Annotated in this window: 17 protein-coding genes; 3 read left to right on the forward strand and 14 right to left on the reverse strand. The window is 66.7% G+C overall.

Annotated elements, in window-relative coordinates:
* Positions 1-38: 38 nt before the first annotated feature.
* On the forward strand, positions 39-1,961 hold the full coding sequence (locus tag R0D99_RS15120; protein ID WP_317748989.1) for a DUF294 nucleotidyltransferase-like domain-containing protein: 1,923 nt from the start codon (positions 39-41) through the stop codon (positions 1,959-1,961).
* A gap of 144 nt (positions 1,962-2,105) precedes the next feature.
* Here the strand turns inward: R0D99_RS15120 and R0D99_RS15125 are convergent, their stop codons facing one another.
* The 8 genes from R0D99_RS15125 to R0D99_RS15160 form a co-directional block, all read right to left on the reverse strand.
* Complete coding sequence (locus R0D99_RS15125; protein ID WP_317748991.1) at positions 2,106-4,262, reverse strand: exonuclease domain-containing protein; 2,157 nt, start codon at positions 4,260-4,262, stop codon at positions 2,106-2,108.
* On the reverse strand, positions 4,259-4,633 hold the full coding sequence (locus R0D99_RS15130; protein WP_317748993.1) for a response regulator transcription factor: 375 nt from the start codon (positions 4,631-4,633) through the stop codon (positions 4,259-4,261). Before R0D99_RS15130 ends, R0D99_RS15125 begins: the two co-directional genes overlap by 4 nt.
* Complete coding sequence (locus R0D99_RS15135; protein ID WP_317748994.1) at positions 4,630-7,380, reverse strand: sensor histidine kinase; 2,751 nt, start codon at positions 7,378-7,380, stop codon at positions 4,630-4,632. The genes R0D99_RS15130 and R0D99_RS15135 overlap by 4 nt, the downstream gene beginning before the upstream one ends.
* A 27-nt stretch (positions 7,381-7,407) precedes the next feature.
* Positions 7,408-7,659 (reverse strand): hypothetical protein, encoded by a 252-nt coding sequence (locus R0D99_RS15140; RefSeq protein ID WP_317748996.1) that lies wholly within the window; start codon positions 7,657-7,659, stop codon positions 7,408-7,410.
* A gap of 44 nt (positions 7,660-7,703) precedes the next feature.
* Positions 7,704-8,207, reverse strand: a complete 504-nt coding sequence (locus R0D99_RS15145; protein ID WP_317748998.1) for a hypothetical protein — start codon at positions 8,205-8,207, stop codon at positions 7,704-7,706.
* Between the two features lie 82 nt (positions 8,208-8,289).
* The gene (locus tag R0D99_RS15150) at positions 8,290-10,032 is read right to left on the reverse strand and encodes a sodium:solute symporter family protein (protein ID WP_317749000.1); all 1,743 of its coding nucleotides are present in this window, start codon (positions 10,030-10,032) and stop codon (positions 8,290-8,292) included.
* 2 nt (positions 10,033-10,034) lie between these two features.
* Positions 10,035-10,298, reverse strand: coding sequence for a DUF4212 domain-containing protein (locus R0D99_RS15155; RefSeq protein WP_317749001.1), 264 nt, complete (start codon positions 10,296-10,298; stop codon positions 10,035-10,037).
* 414 nt (positions 10,299-10,712) lie between these two features.
* A complete protein-coding gene (locus tag R0D99_RS15160) occupies positions 10,713-10,880 on the reverse strand; it encodes a hypothetical protein (protein WP_317749002.1) in 168 nt (55 codons plus the stop codon).
* Positions 10,881-11,162: 282 nt separating this feature from the next.
* On the opposite strand from R0D99_RS15160, the gene R0D99_RS15165 reads away from it, so the two are divergent.
* A complete protein-coding gene (locus R0D99_RS15165) occupies positions 11,163-11,471 on the forward strand; it encodes a DUF485 domain-containing protein (protein ID WP_317749003.1) in 309 nt (102 codons plus the stop codon).
* A complete protein-coding gene (locus R0D99_RS15170; RefSeq protein ID WP_317749005.1) occupies positions 11,468-13,192 on the forward strand; it encodes a cation acetate symporter in 1,725 nt (574 codons plus the stop codon). The genes R0D99_RS15165 and R0D99_RS15170 overlap by 4 nt, the downstream gene beginning before the upstream one ends.
* 237 nt (positions 13,193-13,429) lie before the next feature.
* On the opposite strand, the gene R0D99_RS15175 is transcribed toward R0D99_RS15170, so the two are convergent.
* The 6 genes from R0D99_RS15175 to R0D99_RS15200 form a co-directional block, all read right to left on the reverse strand.
* Positions 13,430-14,065, reverse strand: coding sequence for a 3'-5' exonuclease (locus R0D99_RS15175; RefSeq protein ID WP_317749007.1), 636 nt, complete (start codon positions 14,063-14,065; stop codon positions 13,430-13,432).
* 119 nt (positions 14,066-14,184) lie between these two features.
* On the reverse strand, positions 14,185-16,002 hold the full coding sequence (locus R0D99_RS15180) for a DUF294 nucleotidyltransferase-like domain-containing protein (RefSeq protein ID WP_317749008.1): 1,818 nt from the start codon (positions 16,000-16,002) through the stop codon (positions 14,185-14,187).
* Between the two features lie 133 nt (positions 16,003-16,135).
* A complete protein-coding gene (locus R0D99_RS15185) occupies positions 16,136-16,768 on the reverse strand; it encodes a 2-hydroxychromene-2-carboxylate isomerase (protein WP_317749010.1) in 633 nt (210 codons plus the stop codon).
* On the reverse strand, positions 16,765-17,007 hold the full coding sequence (locus R0D99_RS15190; protein ID WP_317749012.1) for a DUF1289 domain-containing protein: 243 nt from the start codon (positions 17,005-17,007) through the stop codon (positions 16,765-16,767). Before R0D99_RS15190 ends, R0D99_RS15185 begins: the two co-directional genes overlap by 4 nt.
* Before the next feature lie 79 nt (positions 17,008-17,086).
* Complete coding sequence (locus R0D99_RS15195; protein ID WP_317749014.1) at positions 17,087-17,587, reverse strand: YbaK/EbsC family protein; 501 nt, start codon at positions 17,585-17,587, stop codon at positions 17,087-17,089.
* Positions 17,588-17,602: 15 nt separating this feature from the next.
* Positions 17,603-18,250: a LysE family transporter gene (locus tag R0D99_RS15200; RefSeq protein WP_317749016.1), complete on the reverse strand. Its 648-nt coding sequence runs from the start codon at positions 18,248-18,250 to the stop codon at positions 17,603-17,605.
* Between the last annotated feature and the right edge of the window lie 26 nt (positions 18,251-18,276).

Raw genomic sequence — 18,276 nt, forward strand, 5'->3', positions numbered from 1 at the left:
GCCGTGCGCGGCACGATCCTTCACCCAGAGTATCTGTGATGCAAGTTTCGGAAATACAAGCCCTCATGGCCACGCAGCGGGTGTGGGGCCTGCTGCTCGAGGCCACGCGCCAGCGGCTGGCGCCGCAATGGCAGGCGCGCGACTTTCAGCGCGGCGACATCGTGCTGGCGCAAAGCGAGATGCCCGAGCGCCTGGGCTGGCTGCTGTCGGGCCAGGTGGCGCTGACCGACCCGGAGGCGGGCTGGAGTTTGCCCTTGCAGCCGGGTGAGCTGTTTGGCGCCGGCGCGCAGGCCGTCGATGCCACCGAAGCCGTGCACGCCACCGCCCAGGCCAACAGCCAGGTGCTGTTTCTGGATCGCGCCGCGCTGCTGCACGCCGCGCTGGCACACCCCGCGCTGTTCATGCTGCTGCCGGCGCTGCCGCGCAATGCGCAGTCACCTGCATTGACCGCCCCCGCGCCATCGGGCAACGTGATGACGGCGCCCATCAGCCAGTTGGTGCAACGCCCGCCGGTGCAGATCGACCGCGCCGACAGCATCGCCAGCGCCGCGCGCCGCATGGCCGACGAGCGCGTGTCGTCCATCCTGCTCACACAGGACGACCAGCTGTTCGGCGTGGTCACCGACCGCGACCTGCGCAGCCGTGTGCTGGCCGCCGGCCTGGACCCGGCGCGGCCAGTGGCCGACATCGCCACGCTGGCGCCGCTGACGCTGCAAAAGAACCAGTCCATCTTCGAGGCCATGGTGCTGATGGCGCGGCAGAACATTCATCACCTGCCGGTGCTGGACGGCAACCGCGTCCTGGGCATGGTCACGGCGACCGACCTGAACCAGCACCAAAGCACCTCGGCCGTGTTCTTGACGGGCGAGATCTACCGCCAGCCCGACCTGGCCGGCCTGGTGGCGTGCAGCACGCGCGTGAAGGATCTGCAAAGCAGCCTGGCGCGGGCCGACACCAGCGCGTACAGCACCGGCATCATCATGACCTCGGTCACCGACGCCTTCACGGTGCGCCTGATCCAGCTGGCCGAGGCCGAGCTGGGCCCGCCGCCCGTGCCCTACGCCTGGGTGGCGGCCGGCTCGCAGGCCCGCATGGAGCAGACCGCGCGCACCGACCAGGACAACTGCCTGGTGCTGGCCGACGACTATCGTCCAGAGCAGCACGGCGCCTACTTCGAGCAATTCGCGCGCCGGGTGTGCGATGGGCTCAACGCGTGTGGCTACGTGCACTGCCCCGGCGACATCATGGCCATGACCGAGCGCTGGCGCCAGCCGCGCGCGCAGTGGGACGCCTACTTCACCCAATGGACCAAGCGCCCCGACGCCATGGCGCTGATGCTGACCAGCGTCTTCTTCGACGCCCGCGCCGTGCACGGCGACGCCGGGCTGCTGCACAGCCTGCGCCGCGACATGCTGGCGCGCACCAAGGGCAACGGCCTGTTCCTGACGCACATGGTCGGCAACGCGCTGAAGCAGCGACCCGCGCTGGGCCTGTTCGGCCAGATCACCGTCAGCCGCGGCGGCGAACACCCCGGCACGGTGGACATGAAGCACAGCGCCATCGTGCCCATCGTCGACCTGGCGCGCATCTACGCGCTGGCTGGCGGGCTGGACGCCGTCAACACCCACGACCGGCTGGACGTGGCGGCCGAGGGCGGCGAAGTCAGCCCCCAGGCGGCGCGCGACCTGGCCGACGCGCTGGAGTTCATCAGCGCCCTGCGCATCGCCCACCAGACGCGCCAGATCGCGGCCGGCGAGGCGCCCGACAACTTCCTGCGGCTGGATGAGTTGTCCAGCTTCGAGCGCGGCACGCTGAAGGACGCCTTTGGCGTGGTGCACCAGCTGCAATCGGTACTGGGGCAGCGGTATTACGGGGGGGCGGGGGTGAGGGCTCGGCGCTGTTGGAATACCTTTGAACGCAAAGGGCGCAGAGGCTTCGCAAAAATCGCAGAAGTTTTTTGAAGTGTTCTTTTTGCGGTTTTTGCGTGGCCTTTGCGCCCTTTGCGTTCAAGAAAAACATCTAAAACCATAGCTTCCTGCGCTTGACAAAAAACGTTTTCAGGCACTTTTCTCTTGAAATCCTTGCAGAGCAAGCGCAAGCCACTATCAATATTTAAGTCTCGCGTAATACGTCTCCCGCGCCGCCTCGCGCGCCTGCGCCAGCGTGACGATGCCCTTCTCGGCCAGCAGCGGGATCAATTGGAGCAGCACCTCGGCCGTGACCAGCGCGTCGCCCAGCGCGGTGTGGCGACCCAGCACGGCGATGCCGAAGCGCTCGGCGATGGCCTCCAGCCGGTGCGACGCTTGATGGGGGTGCACCAGTGCCGACAGCAGCAGCGTGTCCAGCACAGGCTGCTGAAAACGCAGGCCGGCGCGGCGCGCAGGCGCCTGCAAGAACTTCATGTCGAAGGCGGCGTTGTGCGCCACCAGCACCGTGTCCTGCGCGAACTGGTGGAAGGCGGGCAGCACCTCGTCGATGCGCGGCTGGCCGGCCACCATGTCGGCCGTGATGCCGTGGATGGCGATGCCCGCGGCCGGTATGGCTCGGCCCGGGTCCACCAGTTGCTCGAACGATTCCTGCCGCAGCAGCTTGCCATTGACGATGCGCGCGGCGCCGATCTGGATGATCTCGTCGCCGCCCGAGGGGTTCAGCCCCGTGGTCTCGGTATCGAACACGGTGTAGACCAAGTCGCATAAACGGCGTTCGTCGAGCGCGGTGTCGGCGCCAGCGGCGTCGAACAGGTCGAAGTCGAAGAACTCGGGCCGGCTGCCCACCGGATCGGCGCGCTCATGCGCCTTTTCAGCGCTGCTGGCCAGCGGCAGCAGAAAGCGGAAGAAGGCCTGGTGCGACGCCCGGTCGCGCTCGAACCACATCTCGGCGTCGTGGCGCTCGATCACGTCGCGCACCGACAGCGGCAGCGTTTCGCCGCCGCTCTGCATGGGCTCCATTTCCCAACCCATCACGGTTTCGGTGCTCATGGCGTGTCCGGTCCAGACCAGGTCAAGCTGCGCGCGCGTGCCGTGCGTGGCCAGGCGCAGCATCAGCGCCCGCACGCCGAACTCATCGACCAGGCGCTGCCCCAGATGGGCCAGCGCCTGCAGCATCGAAAAACTGTCCAGCTTGAGCCACAGGGCCGCATCGACGGCGTCCGCCGCAACCGGCACCCGGCATTGCGTGCCCAGTTGGCGCACGGCCACGTCCACGAACTCGGCACCCTGCATTTCCTCCAGCGGCCAGCGCGTGCGCAGGCTGTCGGCCGACTGCCGCGCGACGGCGTCCACGCGCTGCACCATGGTGGCGGTCTCGTCGCGCAGCACGGCCAGAAAGCGCTCGCGCATGGCCGGCTCCAGGTCGTCGTAGCCCAGCATCTCCACCGCGGCGCGCAGGCTGGCCAGCGACGCGCGACTGCCCTCGGTCAGGCCGTGCAGCAGCCGCACGCGCGCGCTTTCTTCTTCGAAGCTGCGCGTGATGTTGTCCAGCATCAGCACGAAGCCGTCCAGCGCGGTGGCGCCGTCGCCCGGCTCGGTCACGGGCGCCACCTGCACGCGCAGCAGCTGGCCGCCGCGCGTGCCGGTGACGAACTGCGCCGACGGCTGCGCGGCGCCGCGCGCCAGCCGCTGCTGGATGCTGTCCAGCGCGTGCGCCACCAGCTGCTGGTCGAACACGGCGTAGATGGAGCGGCCGATGCCGATCAGTTCGGCCCCGTCGGCCAGCTGTGGCGCATCCGACAGGGCGCGGAACTGCAGGCGCGCCCGCGAGTTGTACAGCAGGATGCGGCCATCGCGGTTGCACACCACCACGCTTTGCGTCAGCTCGGCCATCAGCGCGGCCAGGCGGTTGCGCTCCAGCCGCAGGCTGGCGTTGGCGCGCATCACTTCGGCGGTGACATCGCCGCGCAGGGCATCGCGCTGCGCCGCCAGGGCGTTGATGGCGTCGGCCAGCGGCTGCTGGCCGGCCTGCCCGCGCGCCTGGATCTGCAAGGGCTGGCTCGCGGCCACGATGGCGCGCGTCTGCTCGGCCAGTTCGGGCAGCGCGACCACGCGCGGCAGCCACCAGCGGCGCAGCGCCAGCATCGCCAGCACCGCGGCGAACATCCAGGCGGCCGCCAGCAGCACGGCGCGCGAGGCCAGCCAGTGTGCAAACTGAGCGCGCCCGAGCGCGTCGAGCGAGATGTAGACCAAGCCCAGCGCCAGCGCCAGCCACGCGGCGAGCGCCAGCGCGATCCAGGCCAGCGGTTGGCGCAGCAGGCGTGCATCTCTCAAGCCGCGCCCTCCAGCATCTCGGCCACTTTCTGCACCAGTTCGCGGGTTGAAAACGGCTTGATCATGTAGGCGTTGGCGCCCAGCGCCAGGCCCTTGCTGATGTCGGTGTCGCGCCCCTTGGCAGTCAGCATCAGGATGCGCACGCCGGCCAGGGCCGGGTCGGCGCGCACCGCCTGGCAGACCTCGAAGCCGGTCTTGCCCGGCATCATCACGTCCAGCAACACCAGTGCAGGCTGCTCGCGCTGGATGGTCTCCAGCGCCTGGTCGCCGTCGGTGGCCACCAGCACCTCGTAGCCTTCGCGCTTCATCAGGTATTCGAGCGAGATGACGATGTTGGGCTCGTCGTCGGCCACCAGCAGTTTGTGCGTCATGTCGGCTCCCCGTTCCCCGCCTGCTGCGCCAGCAGCGGCAGGCTGAAATGAAAGGTGGCGCCCTGCCCCAGGCGCGAGCGCACACCGATGCGGCCTCCGTAGTGTTCCACGATCTGGCGGCTGATGGGCAGGCCCAGGCCCGTGCCCTGGCGGCGCTCGCGCGGATCGCCCACCTGGCGGAACTTGTCGAAGGCGGCGCGCTGGTCGTCGTCCGACACGCCGGGGCCGTTGTCGGTCACCGACACCGTCAGTTCATCCTTGCCCACCTGCAGCACCAACTGCACCCTTCCTGCCTGCGGGGGCACGAACTTGACCGCGTTGGCCAGCAGGTTGAGCATGACCTGCTGCAGCTTGTCGGGATCAGCGCACACGATGGGCGCCGGCCGCGCGTCCGGCGCGGGCAGCGTCAGCTCGATGGCGCAACCGTGCTCGCGCAGCAGTTCGCGCGTGACCTCCACGGCCTGCAACACCAGCGCCCGCATGTCCACCGGGGCGTCGTGCCATTCGGCGCGGCCGGCTTCGATCTTGGCCAGATCGAGCACCTGGTTGACCAGGCGCGAGAGGCGCTCGGCCTCGGCCACCACGATGGCGATGAAAGGCTGGCGCTGCTCGGGCGGCATCTGTGGATCGTCCAGCATCATCTCGGCCAGCGCGCGGATCGAGGTGAGCGGCGTGCGCAACTCGTGCGTCACGGACGACATGAACTCGTCCTTCAGCACGTCCAGGCCCTTGAGCTGCTCGTTGGCCTCGCGCAGGCGCGCGGTGGCTTCTTCGAGCGAGCGTGACTTGTCCTCCAGCGCGCGCGAGTAGGCGCGCAGTTGCGAGGCTTCTTCCAGCATGCTGAGCACGTCTTCGGTGGTCAGCGATTCTTCCTTCGACACGGAAGACACCAGCACGCGTGCCGATGCGCCGCCCACGGCGCCCGCCAGCTTGGTTTCGATGAAGCTCACGAAGCGGGCGTCGGCCACGCTGGCCGCAGTCGCGCCCCAGCGCGCGGCGTACTCGTCGAACATGGCCTGCGCGCGCTCGGCGCCAAAGAAGCGCACACACAGCTGGCGCAGGTCTTCCACGCGCGCCTCGCCGCGCCAGAATACGGGCGTGGTGCCACCACTGACTCGGCCCGCATTCACGAACATCAGCGCCTGGCTGGTTTCGCGCGCCGACGGCTCGCGCGCCAGCGACAGCGCCACGTACACCGACACGTTGAGCAGCAGGCTCCAGAACAGGGAGTGCGTCAGCGCGTCGAGCCCGGTGAGACCGAACAGCGCCTCGGGCTTGAGCCACGCCACGCCGCCCGGCCCTTCCTGCACGAAGGCGTCGCCCATCCAGCCCGACTTGGCAATGGAAGGCAGCATCAGCGTGTAGACCCAGATGCCAAAGCCCGCCATCAGCCCGCCCAGGGCGCCCAGTCGCGTGCCAGCGCGCCAGTACATGCCGATCAGCGCCGCCGGCGCGAACTGCGCCACGGCAGCAAAGCTGATCAGGCCGATGCTGACCAGCGCGTACGCTTCGCTGGCGACGTGGAAATACGCGTAGCCCAGCAACAGCAGCAGCAGGATGGTGATGCGCCGGATGTTCAGCAGGATGCGCGTCAGGTCGGGCAACCCATCGCCCAGCGCGGTGCGCCAGCGCAGCAGCAGGGGCAGCACCAGTTCGTTGCTGACCATGATGGAGATGGCGATGCTTTCCACGATCACCATGCCCGTGGCCGCCGACAGGCCGCCCACGAAAACAAACAGCGCCAGCGCCTGCTGCCCCGCCGCCAGCGGCAGCGACAGCACGAAGTTGTCGGGATGGGTGGCCTGGCCGCCAAAGTACAGCAGCCCGCCCAACGCGATGGGCAGCACGAAGATGTTGATGGCCAGCAGGTAGGCCGGAAACACCCAGCTGGCGCGGCGCAGGTGGTCTTCGTGCACGTTCTCGACCACCATGATCTGGAACTGGCGCGGCAGCATCACCACCGCCAGCATGGCCAGCACCGTCATGGTGAACCATTGCGGCCAGGCAAAGGCCGTGCCCTGCTCCAGCCGCAGCAGCGCGCGCAACTCAGGCTGCGCCTGCGCGCGCGCAAAGATGTCGGTAAAACCGTCGTACAGCCCGTAGGTGACGAACACGCCCACGGCGAGAAAGGCCACCAGCTTGACCAGCGACTCGAAGGCGATGGCCGCCACCATGCCCTCGTGGCGTTCCGTCGTATCCAGATGGCGGGCGCCGAAGATCATGGTGAAGCCAGCCAGCACCAGCGCGAGGTAGAAGGTGCCATCGCGGCTCCACGGCACCTGGGTCGTGCTCTCGGCCACGCCGGGCGAGGTCAGCAAGCCATAGGCGGCCGACACGCCCTTCAGCTGCAAGGCGATGTACGGCACCACGCCGACGATGGCGATCAGCGTCACGCTCACGGCCAGCAGGCGGCTCTTGCCATAGCGGCTGGCGATGAAGTCGGCAATCGAGGTGATGCGTTGTACCTTGGCAATGCGCACGATCTTGCGCAGCACCAGCCAGCCCAGCACCATGGCCATGGTGGGCCCCAGGTAGATCGGCAGGAACCACAGGCCGCCGCTGGCGGCGCGGCCCACGCTGCCGAAATAGGTCCACGCCGTGCAGTACACGCCCAGCGACAGCGCATAGGTCCAGGGGCTGCTGATGAGCGAAAGGCCGCGCGCCGCGCGCCGGTCGCCGGCGTACGCAATGACGAACAGCAGGGCCAGGTAGCCCAGCGACACCGCCAGGACCAGCGCCGTGCTCATGGCTTGGACCGGTGGCGCCAGCATGGCTCAGGGGTCCGGCGGCAGCTGGCGCCGCGCGTCGTCGGCCGACGCCTCGGCGGCGCCATCAACGCGCCATTCCATCAACACCGCCAGCGCCACGATCAGCAGGCCCCAGATCACGAAGGCCGCCGTCGGCAACAGGGGCCAGCCCAGCAGGAATTCGCCCTTGTCCCAGATGCTGAAGAGCGGAAAGTTCAGCAGCAACCAGCCCAGCGCGAACAGGCCGAGCAGCCGTTCCGTGAGCTTGATTTTTCCCATGCCGGACCTCCTTTCAAGCTTCGATGTTGATTGAACCGCCCGAATCAGTGGCAGGCTTTCTGAAAAACCGGATGGTCTGCACTGATTTTCTGTACCGGCCCCGATACCTTGCCCTGCTGGCGGTCGAAGGGGACGCGCTCCAGCGTCTGGCAATTCAGTACGAAGGCCTGCGTGTCCAGCCCTTCGATCGGGTCCTGGCGAAAGGTGTATTCAAAATACTCCACCAGGCGCTGCCCGTCCTGCGGGCGAATTGAAAATTGGCCGTCCAGCACCGTAAAGGCGCTGACCGACGGATAGGCGTAGCTCCAGGGCCGAAAGAAAGAGGTTTTTCTATGCTCCTGGACCACGGTGCTGCCCTTGGGCAGCTGAGTTTGCTTGAATTCGTACCAGTGGTAGTCGTAATAGGCCAGATACCCGAGCATGCCGGCGGCGGCAAACACCGGAATCAGCCACTTGGGCAGTTTTTGGCGCGTCAGCCTTCGGAGGGCATAAGCCAACGCCCCCATGCACAAGCCCATGATGAATACGGCCAGAAGGTGCCAGATCATATTGTTTGGAATCCTGGGTAAAAAAGTGGGCCTTCAAGAGAAGGCCCACTCACCTCAACGCGTGATCAGTGACGACCCGCCATCACGGGTAACGCACGCGGCGCACCATGGCCCGCACCTCTTCACTGGGCCGCTCGGTCGCGTTGGACACGACGAGCGAAGTGATGATGTTGATCATCGCCCCGATGCACCCCACCGACAGCGGCGAGATGCCCAATACCCAATGCTCGGGCGTATTCGGGAACGAGTTGGTGCCAGGAATGAAGAACCAGCCCAGATACAGGAAGATATAGACCACGGTGAATAAGCCGCCGGCAATCATTCCTGCGATGGCCCCCTTGGCATTGATGCGGTCGACGAAGATCCCCAGCACCAGGGCCGGGAATATCGTCGCCGCCGCCATGCCAAAGGCCAGCGCCACCGTCTGGGCCGCAAAGCCTGGTGGATTAAGCCCCAGCCAGGTCGCGATGATGATGGCCCCCACCATCGCTATGCGGGCGTTGAGCAGTTCCTGCTTCTCCGTCAGGTGGGGCATCAAGGTGTTCTTCAGCAGGTCGTGACTGACCGCCGAAGAAATCGCCATGAGCAGCCCGGACGCCGTGGACAGCGCCGCGGCAATGCCGCCCGCCGCCATCAGGCCGATCAACCAGCCCGGCATGTTGGCCACCTCGGGCAGCGCCAGCACCAGGATGTCGTTGTTCACCGTCAATTCGTTGCCCTGCCAGGTCTTCGCCCATTCGGCCTTCTCGGTGAAATCCTTGGCGGCACCGTTGTAGAATTGGACATATCCGTCCTTGTTCTTGTCCTCGAACTTGAGCAGGCCGGTGTGTTCCCAGTTCTTGACCCATTCCGGTCGATCGTCGTACTTCAGCGGCGCTGCGCGCGTGCCTTCGGGATAGAACGTCTCCAGCAGGTTCAGGCGCGACATGGCAGCCAGCGCCGGCACGGTGGTGTAGAACAGCGCGATGAACACCAGCGCCCACGCCGCGGACCAGCGTGCGTCCTGGATGTTGGGCACGGTGAAGAAGCGGATGATGACGTGGGGCAGACCGGCGGTGCCCACCATCAGCGTGAGCGTGAACAGGAACATGTTCCACTTGTTGCTGACATCCGCGGTGTAGTCCTGGAAGCCCAGGTCGCGCACCACCTGGTTCAGTTTCTGCAGCAATGGCTCGCCCGAGGCGAGGTGCTGACCGAACAGGCCCGATTGCGGCAGGACGTGCCCCGTCATCATCACCGACAGGTAGGCCGCCGGAATGGTGAAGGCGAGGATCAGCACGATGTACTGCGCCACCTGGGTGTAGGTGACGCCCTTCATGCCGCCCAGCACCGCATACACGAACACCACGAAGGCCGAGATCAGCAGACCCGTGCTGCTGGACACCTCCAGAAAGCGCGCGAACGCGACGCCCGCGCCCGTCATCTGCCCAATCACGTAAGTCAGCGAAATGATCACCAGGCAGAGCACCGCCACCACGCGCGCGCCCTTGCTGGCATATCGCTTGCCCACGAAATCGGGCACCGTGTAGGCACCGAACCGACGCAGGTACGGCGCCAGCAGGGTGGCCAGCAGCACGTAGCCACCCGTCCACCCCATGATGAACGATGAGTTGACGTAACCCACCGAAATCAGGCCTGCGACGGAGATGAAGGACGCCGCCGACAGCCAGTCCGCTGCCGTGGCCATGCCGTTGACCACGGGGTTGACTTCACCACCGGCGATATAAAACTCGCGCGTGGTTCGTGCGCGGGCCCAGATCGCAATCCAGGTGTAGATGATGAAGGAGCCGATGACGAAAATGAAGTTGATCCAGAATTGACTCATGGTTATTCCTCCAGGCCAAATTCTTTGTCAAGCCGGTTCATTCTCCAGGAATAGAAGAACACCAAAGCCAGGAACGTCAGGATGGCGCCTTGCTGCGCAAACCAGAAACCCAGGTCGGCGCCACCAAACTGGATGCCCATCAACCAGGGGCGCAGCAATATGCCGAAGCCATAAGACACCGTCGCCCAGACGATGAGGCAAAAAACAATCAATCGCACGTTGGCGCGCCAATAGGCGCGGTCTCGTTCCGAAATTTCCTTAGGCATGATGAACTCCTCATGTTGTCAATGCACAGCCCGATGGGGGTGGCCCGCGTAAAAATCGATGGTGGAATTAACCCGCTGCGGATGGCCTCCTTTCACGAAGGAAGCTGGGACGCGTGAATTGCGCACCGCGCCAGGCGGTGCAGGCAAGCGCCAAGCTGCCGCGCGCCCGTTGGGCGGCAGCCATCAACCAAGGAGGGGAAAGTTCAGCGCGAAGGCGCGCCAGGGAGATCGATCGCGGGAGACGCCGCCAGAACGTGCGGCCAGGAGACGGGGGCGGCCGGAGGAGCGGGGGGCAGCGCCTGACGGGACGGGGGCACCGGTCGTGCCCGGCACCGCTGCCGGCTGTGGCATTCAGCAGGCTCGGTCCGTCGTCCGCGTGCGGCGGGAAGTCCGGCGGATGGACGTGGGGATAGGTCACTGGCGCAGGAACCAGAAGCCCGGCGAATCGTCGGCCGGCTTGCGGTGGTTGAGCGCGCTGGCGACCGCACGGCCGCCATCCCTGTGCATCACGCGATGCGAGCGCAGCAGGCCGAGCATCGCGTACCCGTATGGGCCCGCCTGACGGTAAGCATGTGCTGTCATGGCACTTGTCTCCAGTGTCGTTTAGTCCTTGTTCTGGACCACTGTAGAAACCGGGCTTGCGCAAGACTTACAACGAATGGCTGCGCCCTGAAAACCAAGGGCAATCACCTACCCCAAGCGCCTGGCGGGCGAATTGGAGGCGTTTTTATCGCGGCCGCATATGAAACAAAGTGGGTCTTACGTAAGGAGTTGGTCAGACCGGCTTCACAGAATCAGTTCAGCAGTGCGGGCGTCGTTCGCGCTGGGCAACAAGACCCGTCAACCCTTACGAGGAGACAAAGCATGACCGATCCCGTGGTCGAACGGATTCAGCGTGATCCGAAGTACCAGAAGCTCACCAGCACGCGCAACAAGTTCGGATGGACGCTGGCCATCCTGATGCTGGTCGTTTATTACGGCTACATCGCGCTGATCGCCTTCGACAAGGAATTCCTTGCCAGGCCCATGGGCGCCGGCGTGACCACCATCGGCATTCCGATCGGCATGGCCGTCATCGTCTTCACCATCATCATCACCGGCATCTACGTGCGGCGCGCCAACAGCGAGTTTGATGCACTGACGCGCGAAATCCTCAAGGACGCCACCAAATGAAAGCCCTTACCAAGATTTTCCTGACCGGTGCCGCGCTGACCGCGGGTGCCGCCTACGCCGCCGGTGGCGATGTGGGCCAGGCCGCCAAGCAGTCCACCAACTGGACGGCCATCATCATGTTCACGGCCTTCGTCGTGCTCACGCTGTGGATCACCAAGTGGGCCGCAGGCCGCACCAAGTCGGCGGCCGACTTCTACACCGCCGGCGGCGGCATCACGGGCTTCCAGAACGGCCTGGCCATTGCGGGCGACTACATGTCGGCGGCCTCATTCCTGGGCATTTCGGCGGCCGTGATGGCCACCGGCTATGACGGCCTGATCTACTCCATCGGCTTCCTGGTCGGCTGGCCCATCCTCACCTTCCTGCTGGCCGAGCGCCTGCGCAACCTGGGCAAGTTCACCTTCGCCGACGTGGCCGGCTACCGCTTCCAGCAGACGCCGATCCGCGCCTTTGCCGCCAGCGGCACGCTGGTGGTGGTGGCGTTCTACCTGATCGCGCAGATGGTCGGCGCCGGCCAGCTCATCAAGCTGCTGTTCGGCCTGGACTACTGGGTCGCCGTGGTGCTGGTGGGCGCACTGATGATGATCTACGTGCTGTTCGGCGGCATGACGGCCACCACCTGGGTGCAGATCATCAAGGCCGTGATGCTGCTGTCGGGCGTGACCTTCATGGGGTTCATGGTCATGGCCAAGTACGGCTTCAGCCCCGAAGCGCTGTTCGCCGAAGGCGTGAAGGTGCGCACGCAGCTCGCCGCCAACACCGGCAAGACGCCGGAAGAAGCCGCCAAGCTGGGCCTGTCCATCATGGGCCCGGGCGGTTTCATCAAGGACCCGATCTCCGCCATCTCCTTCGGCATGGCGCTGATGTTCGGCACGCTGGGCCTGCCGCACATCCTGATGCGCTTCTTCACCGTGCCTGATGCGAAAGAGGCGCGCAAGAGCGTGTTCTGGGCCACCACCTGGATCGGCTACTTCTACATCCTGATCTTCATCATCGGCTTCGGCGCCATCACCCTGGTGCTGACGAACCCCGAGTTCGCCGACACGACCAAAGGCGTGATCCACGGCGGCGCCGGCACGGCCAACATGGCGGCGGTGCTGGTGGCCAAGGCGGTGGGCGGCAACGTGTTCTACGGCTTCATCTCGGCCGTGGCCTTCGCCACCATCCTGGCGGTGGTCGCCGGCCTGACGCTGTCGGGCGCCTCGGCCGTGTCGCACGACCTGTACGCCACGGTGTTCAAGAAGGGCAAGGCTGACAGCGCCAGCGAACTGAAGGTTTCTCGCATCACCACGTTGTGCCTGGGCGTCATCGCCGTGGCCCTGGGCATCCTGTTCGAGAAGCAGAACATCGCGTTCATGGTGTCGCTGGCGTTCGCCATCGCGGCGTCGGCCAACTTCCCGGTGCTGCTGCTGTCGGTGCTGTGGAAGGATTGCACCACCAAGGGCGCGGTCATCGGCGGCTTCATGGGCCTGATCTCGTCGGTGGCGCTGACCATCGTGTCGCCGTCGGTGTGGGAAGCCACGTTCGGCAACCCGAAGGGTTCGGCACTGTTCCCCTACACCTCGCCGGCGCTGTTCTCCATGACCATCGGCTTCGTGGGCATCTGGCTGTTCTCGATCCTCGACAAGAGCAAGAACGCCGAAGCCGAGCGCGCCGCCTACCCGGCACAGCGCGTGCGCTCCGAAACCGGCTTCGGTGCCGCCAAGGCCTCGTCGCACTGAGGGCGTTGATTCCCTGAGACAACAAGAAGAACGCCAAGAAGAAGACAGACGCGAAGCCCACGGGCTTCGCCCTTACAAAAACCGGGCCCTGTGCCCGGTTTTTTCATGGGGCAAGCGCAGGCGCGAAAAAGGGCAGGTCCACCGCGGCGAACCCGCGCCGGTACTCAGTCAAAAGGGTCTTTCGCGCTTATTCAACGCGATTTGTTTGCTACAAAATGCGCAGCAAAAACCACGAAGTCAAGCCTGCAGCTGCTTGAGCTTGATGAAGGCCAGCGCGGCCATCATGGCGTCATTCAGTGCGTCGTGGGCGTCGCGCACGGGCAGGCCCAGGTCGGCCATGATGGTGGCAAAGCGCAGGTCGATGTCGACGTTGCCCTGCTGGTGCGAGGGCGGCAGTTGCCTGAACTTGTAGTCGTGGTAGAGCGCCGATACCTCGATCTTGGGCTGCGGCAACCCAATGCCGATGAGCGGCTTGACCGCGCGGTTCAGCATGGCGACGTCGAATTCCAGGTAATAGCCCACCAGCGGACGCGCGCCGATGAAATGCAGCAGGCGGCGCATGGCCTCGGGCGCCGGCAGGCCGCCCTGCACGTCCTGCACGCGCAGCCGGTGCACGCGAATGCTCTCGGCCGACACGCCTTTTTCAGGCCGCACCAGAAATTCGAGCCGCTCGCTGCTCATGATGCGCTGGCCGCGGATCTTCACTGCGCCGACGGAAATGATTTCGTCGGTGCGCGTGTTCAGGCCGGTGGTTTCGCAGTCCAGCGACACCCATTCGTTGGGCGGCGGCGGCTCGAACAGAAAACTCCACTCGGGGTCCTTCAAAAGCCGCTGCTGCCAGCCTGAGCGCAATCGATCGATCAGTCCAGCCATGCCGTCCTCGCATACCGCGTGAAGAGAGCCCGTTGAACCCCGCCCACCCGCTGAGCGGGCTGGGCCCGGCCACGGGGTGCGCCTTCCGGGGGGGAGGCGCCGAAGGCGCTGCGGGCGGGTCACAGGTTGCCCAGCTTGAACCGGTGCCGCAGCTGCACCTTGAAGCGCTTGACCACGCCCAGCGCGTCCTTGAGCAGGTCGCGGTCCAGCGATGACAGTTGCGGCACATCGACCGCACCCGACACGGGCTGGCCCTTGTCCATTTCGGACAGGGCCGCCTTGAGCTTGAGGCCCATGAAGAAGTGCAGCGCGTCGGTCAGTTCCTTGCCCATCTCGGGGCTGAGCGCGTGCGCCGACACCAGCGCGGCGATGCGTTCGGCCGTGCCGGTGTTGGGCAGGCGGTGCGCCAGCGCCAGGCTGCGCACGCCGTGCACCAGCGGGAAGATGCCTTCCTTCTTCAGGTTCATGCGGTTGTCGGCGTCGCCCAGCAGGCGGTTCCACCAGCCGGTGGTGTTGCCGAAGGCGTCGATGGCGGCGGCGAAGCGGGCCAGCATGCCGTCGTTGTCGGTGGCCAGTTCGGTCAGGCTGGCGCGCACGTCGTCCAGCAGGCGCGCATCGCCGCTCACGGCGTGGGCGTCCATGAAGATGGCCAGGTTCATCAGGCTGTCGCCATCGGGCTGCACCAGCCACTGGCGCGCCGTCTGGCTGAATTCGGTGACCGTCTTGCGCCACGCCGGGTTGCTGAGCATGATGCGGCCGGGGCATTCGGGGTAGCCAAAGCGCGCCAGCGCGTCCGAAAAGCGCTGGCAGATGTCGGCCAGGTCGTCCGGCGGCACATAGCCGTCGCGCAGGATCAGCCCGTTGTCCTGGTCGGTCTTCAGCAGCTGCTCGCCACGCCCTTCGCTGCCCATGACGAACAGGCAGCTGTTGGCCACCAGTTCCTCGGGCGCGATGAGGTGCCAGGCGCGGTCAAACAGGCGCGCGTTCAGATCGCGCACCAGCTGCGCGATCAGCGGCACGCGCGTGCCCGACCGGTACTGCCGGGCGATCATGCCGGTGATCTGGCCGGCGGCTTTTTCCAGTTCGTCGATGTGCGCGGCGCCGTTGATCTGCATGGTGATCAGCAGCGAGTGGTTCGACAGGAAGCTGAACACGTCCAGCGCTTCCAGCACGCCCAGCACGTGGTCGCCGTCGGCCACCACCACGCGGTGGATGTGGTGCCGCAGCATGGTGGCCAGGGCGTCGCCCACCTGGTCGGACGGCCGCACGCTGATGAGCGACCAGGCCGCCAGGTCGCCCACCGGCAGCTTGTCCAGCGGACGGCCGGACAGGATGGCGCGCTGCAGCGCATTGGTGGTGAACATGCCCAGGCGCGGCGGCTGGCTTTGCGCGTCGCGCACCAGCACGTTGGTGGTGTGCTCTTTCTGGAACACCTTGACGACCGAGACGATGTCGGTCGTCGCGTCCACGATGTGCGCGGGCCGCACGAAGGCCTCGTCCACGCGCGACAGGTTGAGCGACTGCAGCTCGTTGCCGGTCTGCAGGTCGCTCATGGCGCTCAGCTTGGCGCCCAGGTCAGAGAACAGCAGCGCGCCGAACGTGGCATTGGCGGCGATCAGGTCGTTCACCGCCTGGCGGGCCAGTTCGTAAGTGACCACTTCCTCGCTGGCGACGAACCGGCTGGACGCCTTGCCCGCCACCAGGCCGCGGCCGTCGAAGCAGTCGTCGGGGCCGTAGATGGCCACCACCTCGTCGCCGTCCAGCTGCGTGACCTGCCCCTTGATCAGCACGAACAGGTCGGTCGGCGTGTCGCCCACGTCCAGGATGACGGCGTCGCGCGGGAAATACGCCACGTCCACGCTGGCCTGCACCAGGCGCTGCTGCTCCTGGGTCAGGCAATCAAAGGGCGAAGCAGAAAAATTGAAGGCGTTGGGCATGCCACAAAGGTGCCGGCGCCGGCACTGAATTTTGAATCAAATCGCACGCCAGCCCTTATGGGGCAAGCGCTGGCCGCTCATTAAAAGAGAGCAACCAGGGCGCCGCCAACGCGCCGCCGTGCGCACCCCTCATTCAGCGCCGCACGCCTTGCGCCACGCTTGCAGCGCCCGCCCACACGGCGTCCAGGCGCGTGGCGTCTTCCAGCTGCGCGCGCAGCATGGGCAAGGCGTCCAGGCCCCAGAACACGCGCCCGTCCACCACCGCCGTGGGCACGCCAAACACGCCGGCGGCCAGCGCCGCGTCGGTGGCGTGCTTCAGCTCGGCCTTCACCGCGTCGCTGGCCGGGTCGCGCGGCGGCGCCAGCTGCGCGGTCAACGCCGCCAGCCGCCCGGCGTCGTCGGCCGGCGCGCCGCCTTGCCAGACGTGGCGAAAGATCGTTTCGCACACCCAGCGGTTGGGCGTGCCCTGGCGCGCGCAGGCCCAGGCCAGCCGCAGCAAGGCCAGCGGGTTGAAGGGGTGCGCGGCGGGCAGGTCGAGCGGCACGTCCAGCGTCTGCGCCAGCCACAGCACCTGGCGGTAAGTCCAGTCGCGCTTGGGCGCGATCTCGGCCGGGCCCAGCTGCCCGTGGTGCTTGAGCAGCCCGGCAAACAGGATCGGGCGGTACGTCACCTCGTAGCCCAGCCCATCCAGCGCGCGCGGCAGGCGCTCGAAGGCCAGATAGGCGTACGGCGAGATGAAGTCCAGGTAGAAATCGATGCGCTTCATGGCTTCGGCCCCTGATCGGCGCGGCGCGCCCGGATGCGCCGCCACACCTCGCGGCGGGCGTCGTCGCTGGCGCTGCCCCAGCCGCCGATTTCTTCCAGCCGCCGCTGGCAGCCTTCGCACCAGCCCGTGACGGGGCTGATGCGGCACACGTTGATGCAGGGCGACGGCACCGGCCCCGGGCCGGAATCTGGATCAAAATCGATCCAGGCGCTTGCCACGCCTGCGTCTTCAGATATCATTTCAATAGCATCCTGCGGCACGCACCGCAGGGCTGAATCCCGGCTGGCGCGCCCTGGTGAACGCCCGTCACGCGCGGCCTCATGCCACCACGTCCGCCACCGGCGCACCGGTCAGGTGTTCCAGGTCGGCCGGCGTCAGCTTGAACACGCCGTGCGGGTGGCCGGCGGCGGCCCAGATCTCGGCAAAGCGGAACAGCTCGCGGTCGATCAGCGTCACCGACGGCATGGCGTGCGCCACCGGCGACACGCCGCCGATGGAAAACCCGGTCTTGGCCTTCACGAACTCGGCGTCGGCGCGGCCCAGCTTGCCGCCGCCCTCGGCGCACACCAGCGCCTCGACCTTTTTTTCGTCCACCCGGCGGTCGCCGCTGGTGATGACCAGCACCGCCGCGTCGTCGGCCTTGCGGCGAAAGATGATGCTCTTGGCGATCTGGCCGACGTCAATGCCCAGCGCGTCGGCGGCCTGCTGCGCGGTGCGCGCGGCGTCGTCCAGCATGACCGGCATGTGGGCGTGGCCGGCCTGCCGCAGCGCCTGGGCCACGCGCTGCACGCCGTCGGGAAGCGGTTTTTCAGTGTTCATCGTCGTCATGTCACCTCAGCCGGTGCGCGCCACGCGCCCCACCATCAGCAGGCTGGCGCCCATGCCCATCAGCACGCCGCCAAACACGCGGTTCTGCGCCCGCCGCGCGCTGGCCGAACGCAGCGCCGCCCGCAGGCGCGCAGCGATGAAGGCGTAGCCGTGCATCACCACCGTGTCCACGGCCAGCGTGGTGACCAGCAGAATGGCCAGTTGCAGCGCCAGCGGGCGCCTGGGGTCGATGAACTGCGGCAGCACCGCCACCATGAAGACGATGCCCTTGGGGTTGGTGGCATTGGTCAGCGCGCCGGTCACCACGCGCTGGCGCAGGCTCAGGGCCGGCGCCGCGGCCGGCATGCCGTCCAGCGCCTGGCCGCCATGCACCGGCGCGCGCCATTGCCTGACGCCCAGCCACACCAGATAGGCCGCGCCCAGCACCTTGACCACGGTGAACGCGGTGGCCGAAGCCACCAGCAGCGCGCCCACCCCGACGCCCGCCACCAGCAGGATGAACGCCAGCCCGATTTGCAGCCCGGCGATGGTGGCGCTGGTCTGGCGCACGCCGTATTGCAGGCCGTGGCTCATCGACAGCACCGCGCCCGAGCCGGGCGACAGCGCGATCAGCCACGACGCCACGAAATACGCCAGCCAGACACGAGCATCCATTTCAAAAAACCTTCAGCGTCCCCGAC

This window comes from Ottowia sp. SB7-C50, from assembly GCF_033110285.1.
Taxonomy (GTDB): domain Bacteria; phylum Pseudomonadota; class Gammaproteobacteria; order Burkholderiales; family Burkholderiaceae_C; genus Ottowia.

Excerpts from the sequence above, each read along its gene's own strand:
- R0D99_RS15165 (WP_317749003.1), top strand. The coding sequence starts at position 11,163 with ATGACCGATCCCGTGGTCGAACGGATTCAGCGTGATCCGAAGTACCAG.
- R0D99_RS15195 (WP_317749014.1), bottom strand. The coding sequence starts at position 17,587 with ATGAACACTGAAAAACCGCTTCCCGACGGCGTGCAGCGCGTGGCCCAG.
- R0D99_RS15200 (WP_317749016.1), bottom strand. The coding sequence starts at position 18,250 with ATGGATGCTCGTGTCTGGCTGGCGTATTTCGTGGCGTCGTGGCTGATC.
- R0D99_RS15130 (WP_317748993.1), bottom strand. The coding sequence starts at position 4,633 with ATGACGCACAAACTGCTGGTGGCCGACGACGAGCCCAACATCGTCATC.
- R0D99_RS15140 (WP_317748996.1), bottom strand. The coding sequence starts at position 7,659 with ATGGGAAAAATCAAGCTCACGGAACGGCTGCTCGGCCTGTTCGCGCTG.
- R0D99_RS15160 (WP_317749002.1), bottom strand. The coding sequence starts at position 10,880 with ATGACAGCACATGCTTACCGTCAGGCGGGCCCATACGGGTACGCGATG.
- R0D99_RS15120 (WP_317748989.1), top strand. The coding sequence starts at position 39 with ATGCAAGTTTCGGAAATACAAGCCCTCATGGCCACGCAGCGGGTGTGG.
- R0D99_RS15145 (WP_317748998.1), bottom strand. The coding sequence starts at position 8,207 with ATGATCTGGCACCTTCTGGCCGTATTCATCATGGGCTTGTGCATGGGG.
- R0D99_RS15190 (WP_317749012.1), bottom strand. The coding sequence starts at position 17,007 with ATGATATCTGAAGACGCAGGCGTGGCAAGCGCCTGGATCGATTTTGAT.
- R0D99_RS15180 (WP_317749008.1), bottom strand. The coding sequence starts at position 16,002 with ATGCCCAACGCCTTCAATTTTTCTGCTTCGCCCTTTGATTGCCTGACC.
- R0D99_RS15135 (WP_317748994.1), bottom strand. The coding sequence starts at position 7,380 with ATGAGCACGGCGCTGGTCCTGGCGGTGTCGCTGGGCTACCTGGCCCTG.
- R0D99_RS15170 (WP_317749005.1), top strand. The coding sequence starts at position 11,468 with ATGAAAGCCCTTACCAAGATTTTCCTGACCGGTGCCGCGCTGACCGCG.
- R0D99_RS15150 (WP_317749000.1), bottom strand. The coding sequence starts at position 10,032 with ATGAGTCAATTCTGGATCAACTTCATTTTCGTCATCGGCTCCTTCATC.
- R0D99_RS15185 (WP_317749010.1), bottom strand. The coding sequence starts at position 16,768 with ATGAAGCGCATCGATTTCTACCTGGACTTCATCTCGCCGTACGCCTAT.
- R0D99_RS15175 (WP_317749007.1), bottom strand. The coding sequence starts at position 14,065 with ATGGCTGGACTGATCGATCGATTGCGCTCAGGCTGGCAGCAGCGGCTT.
- R0D99_RS15155 (WP_317749001.1), bottom strand. The coding sequence starts at position 10,298 with ATGCCTAAGGAAATTTCGGAACGAGACCGCGCCTATTGGCGCGCCAAC.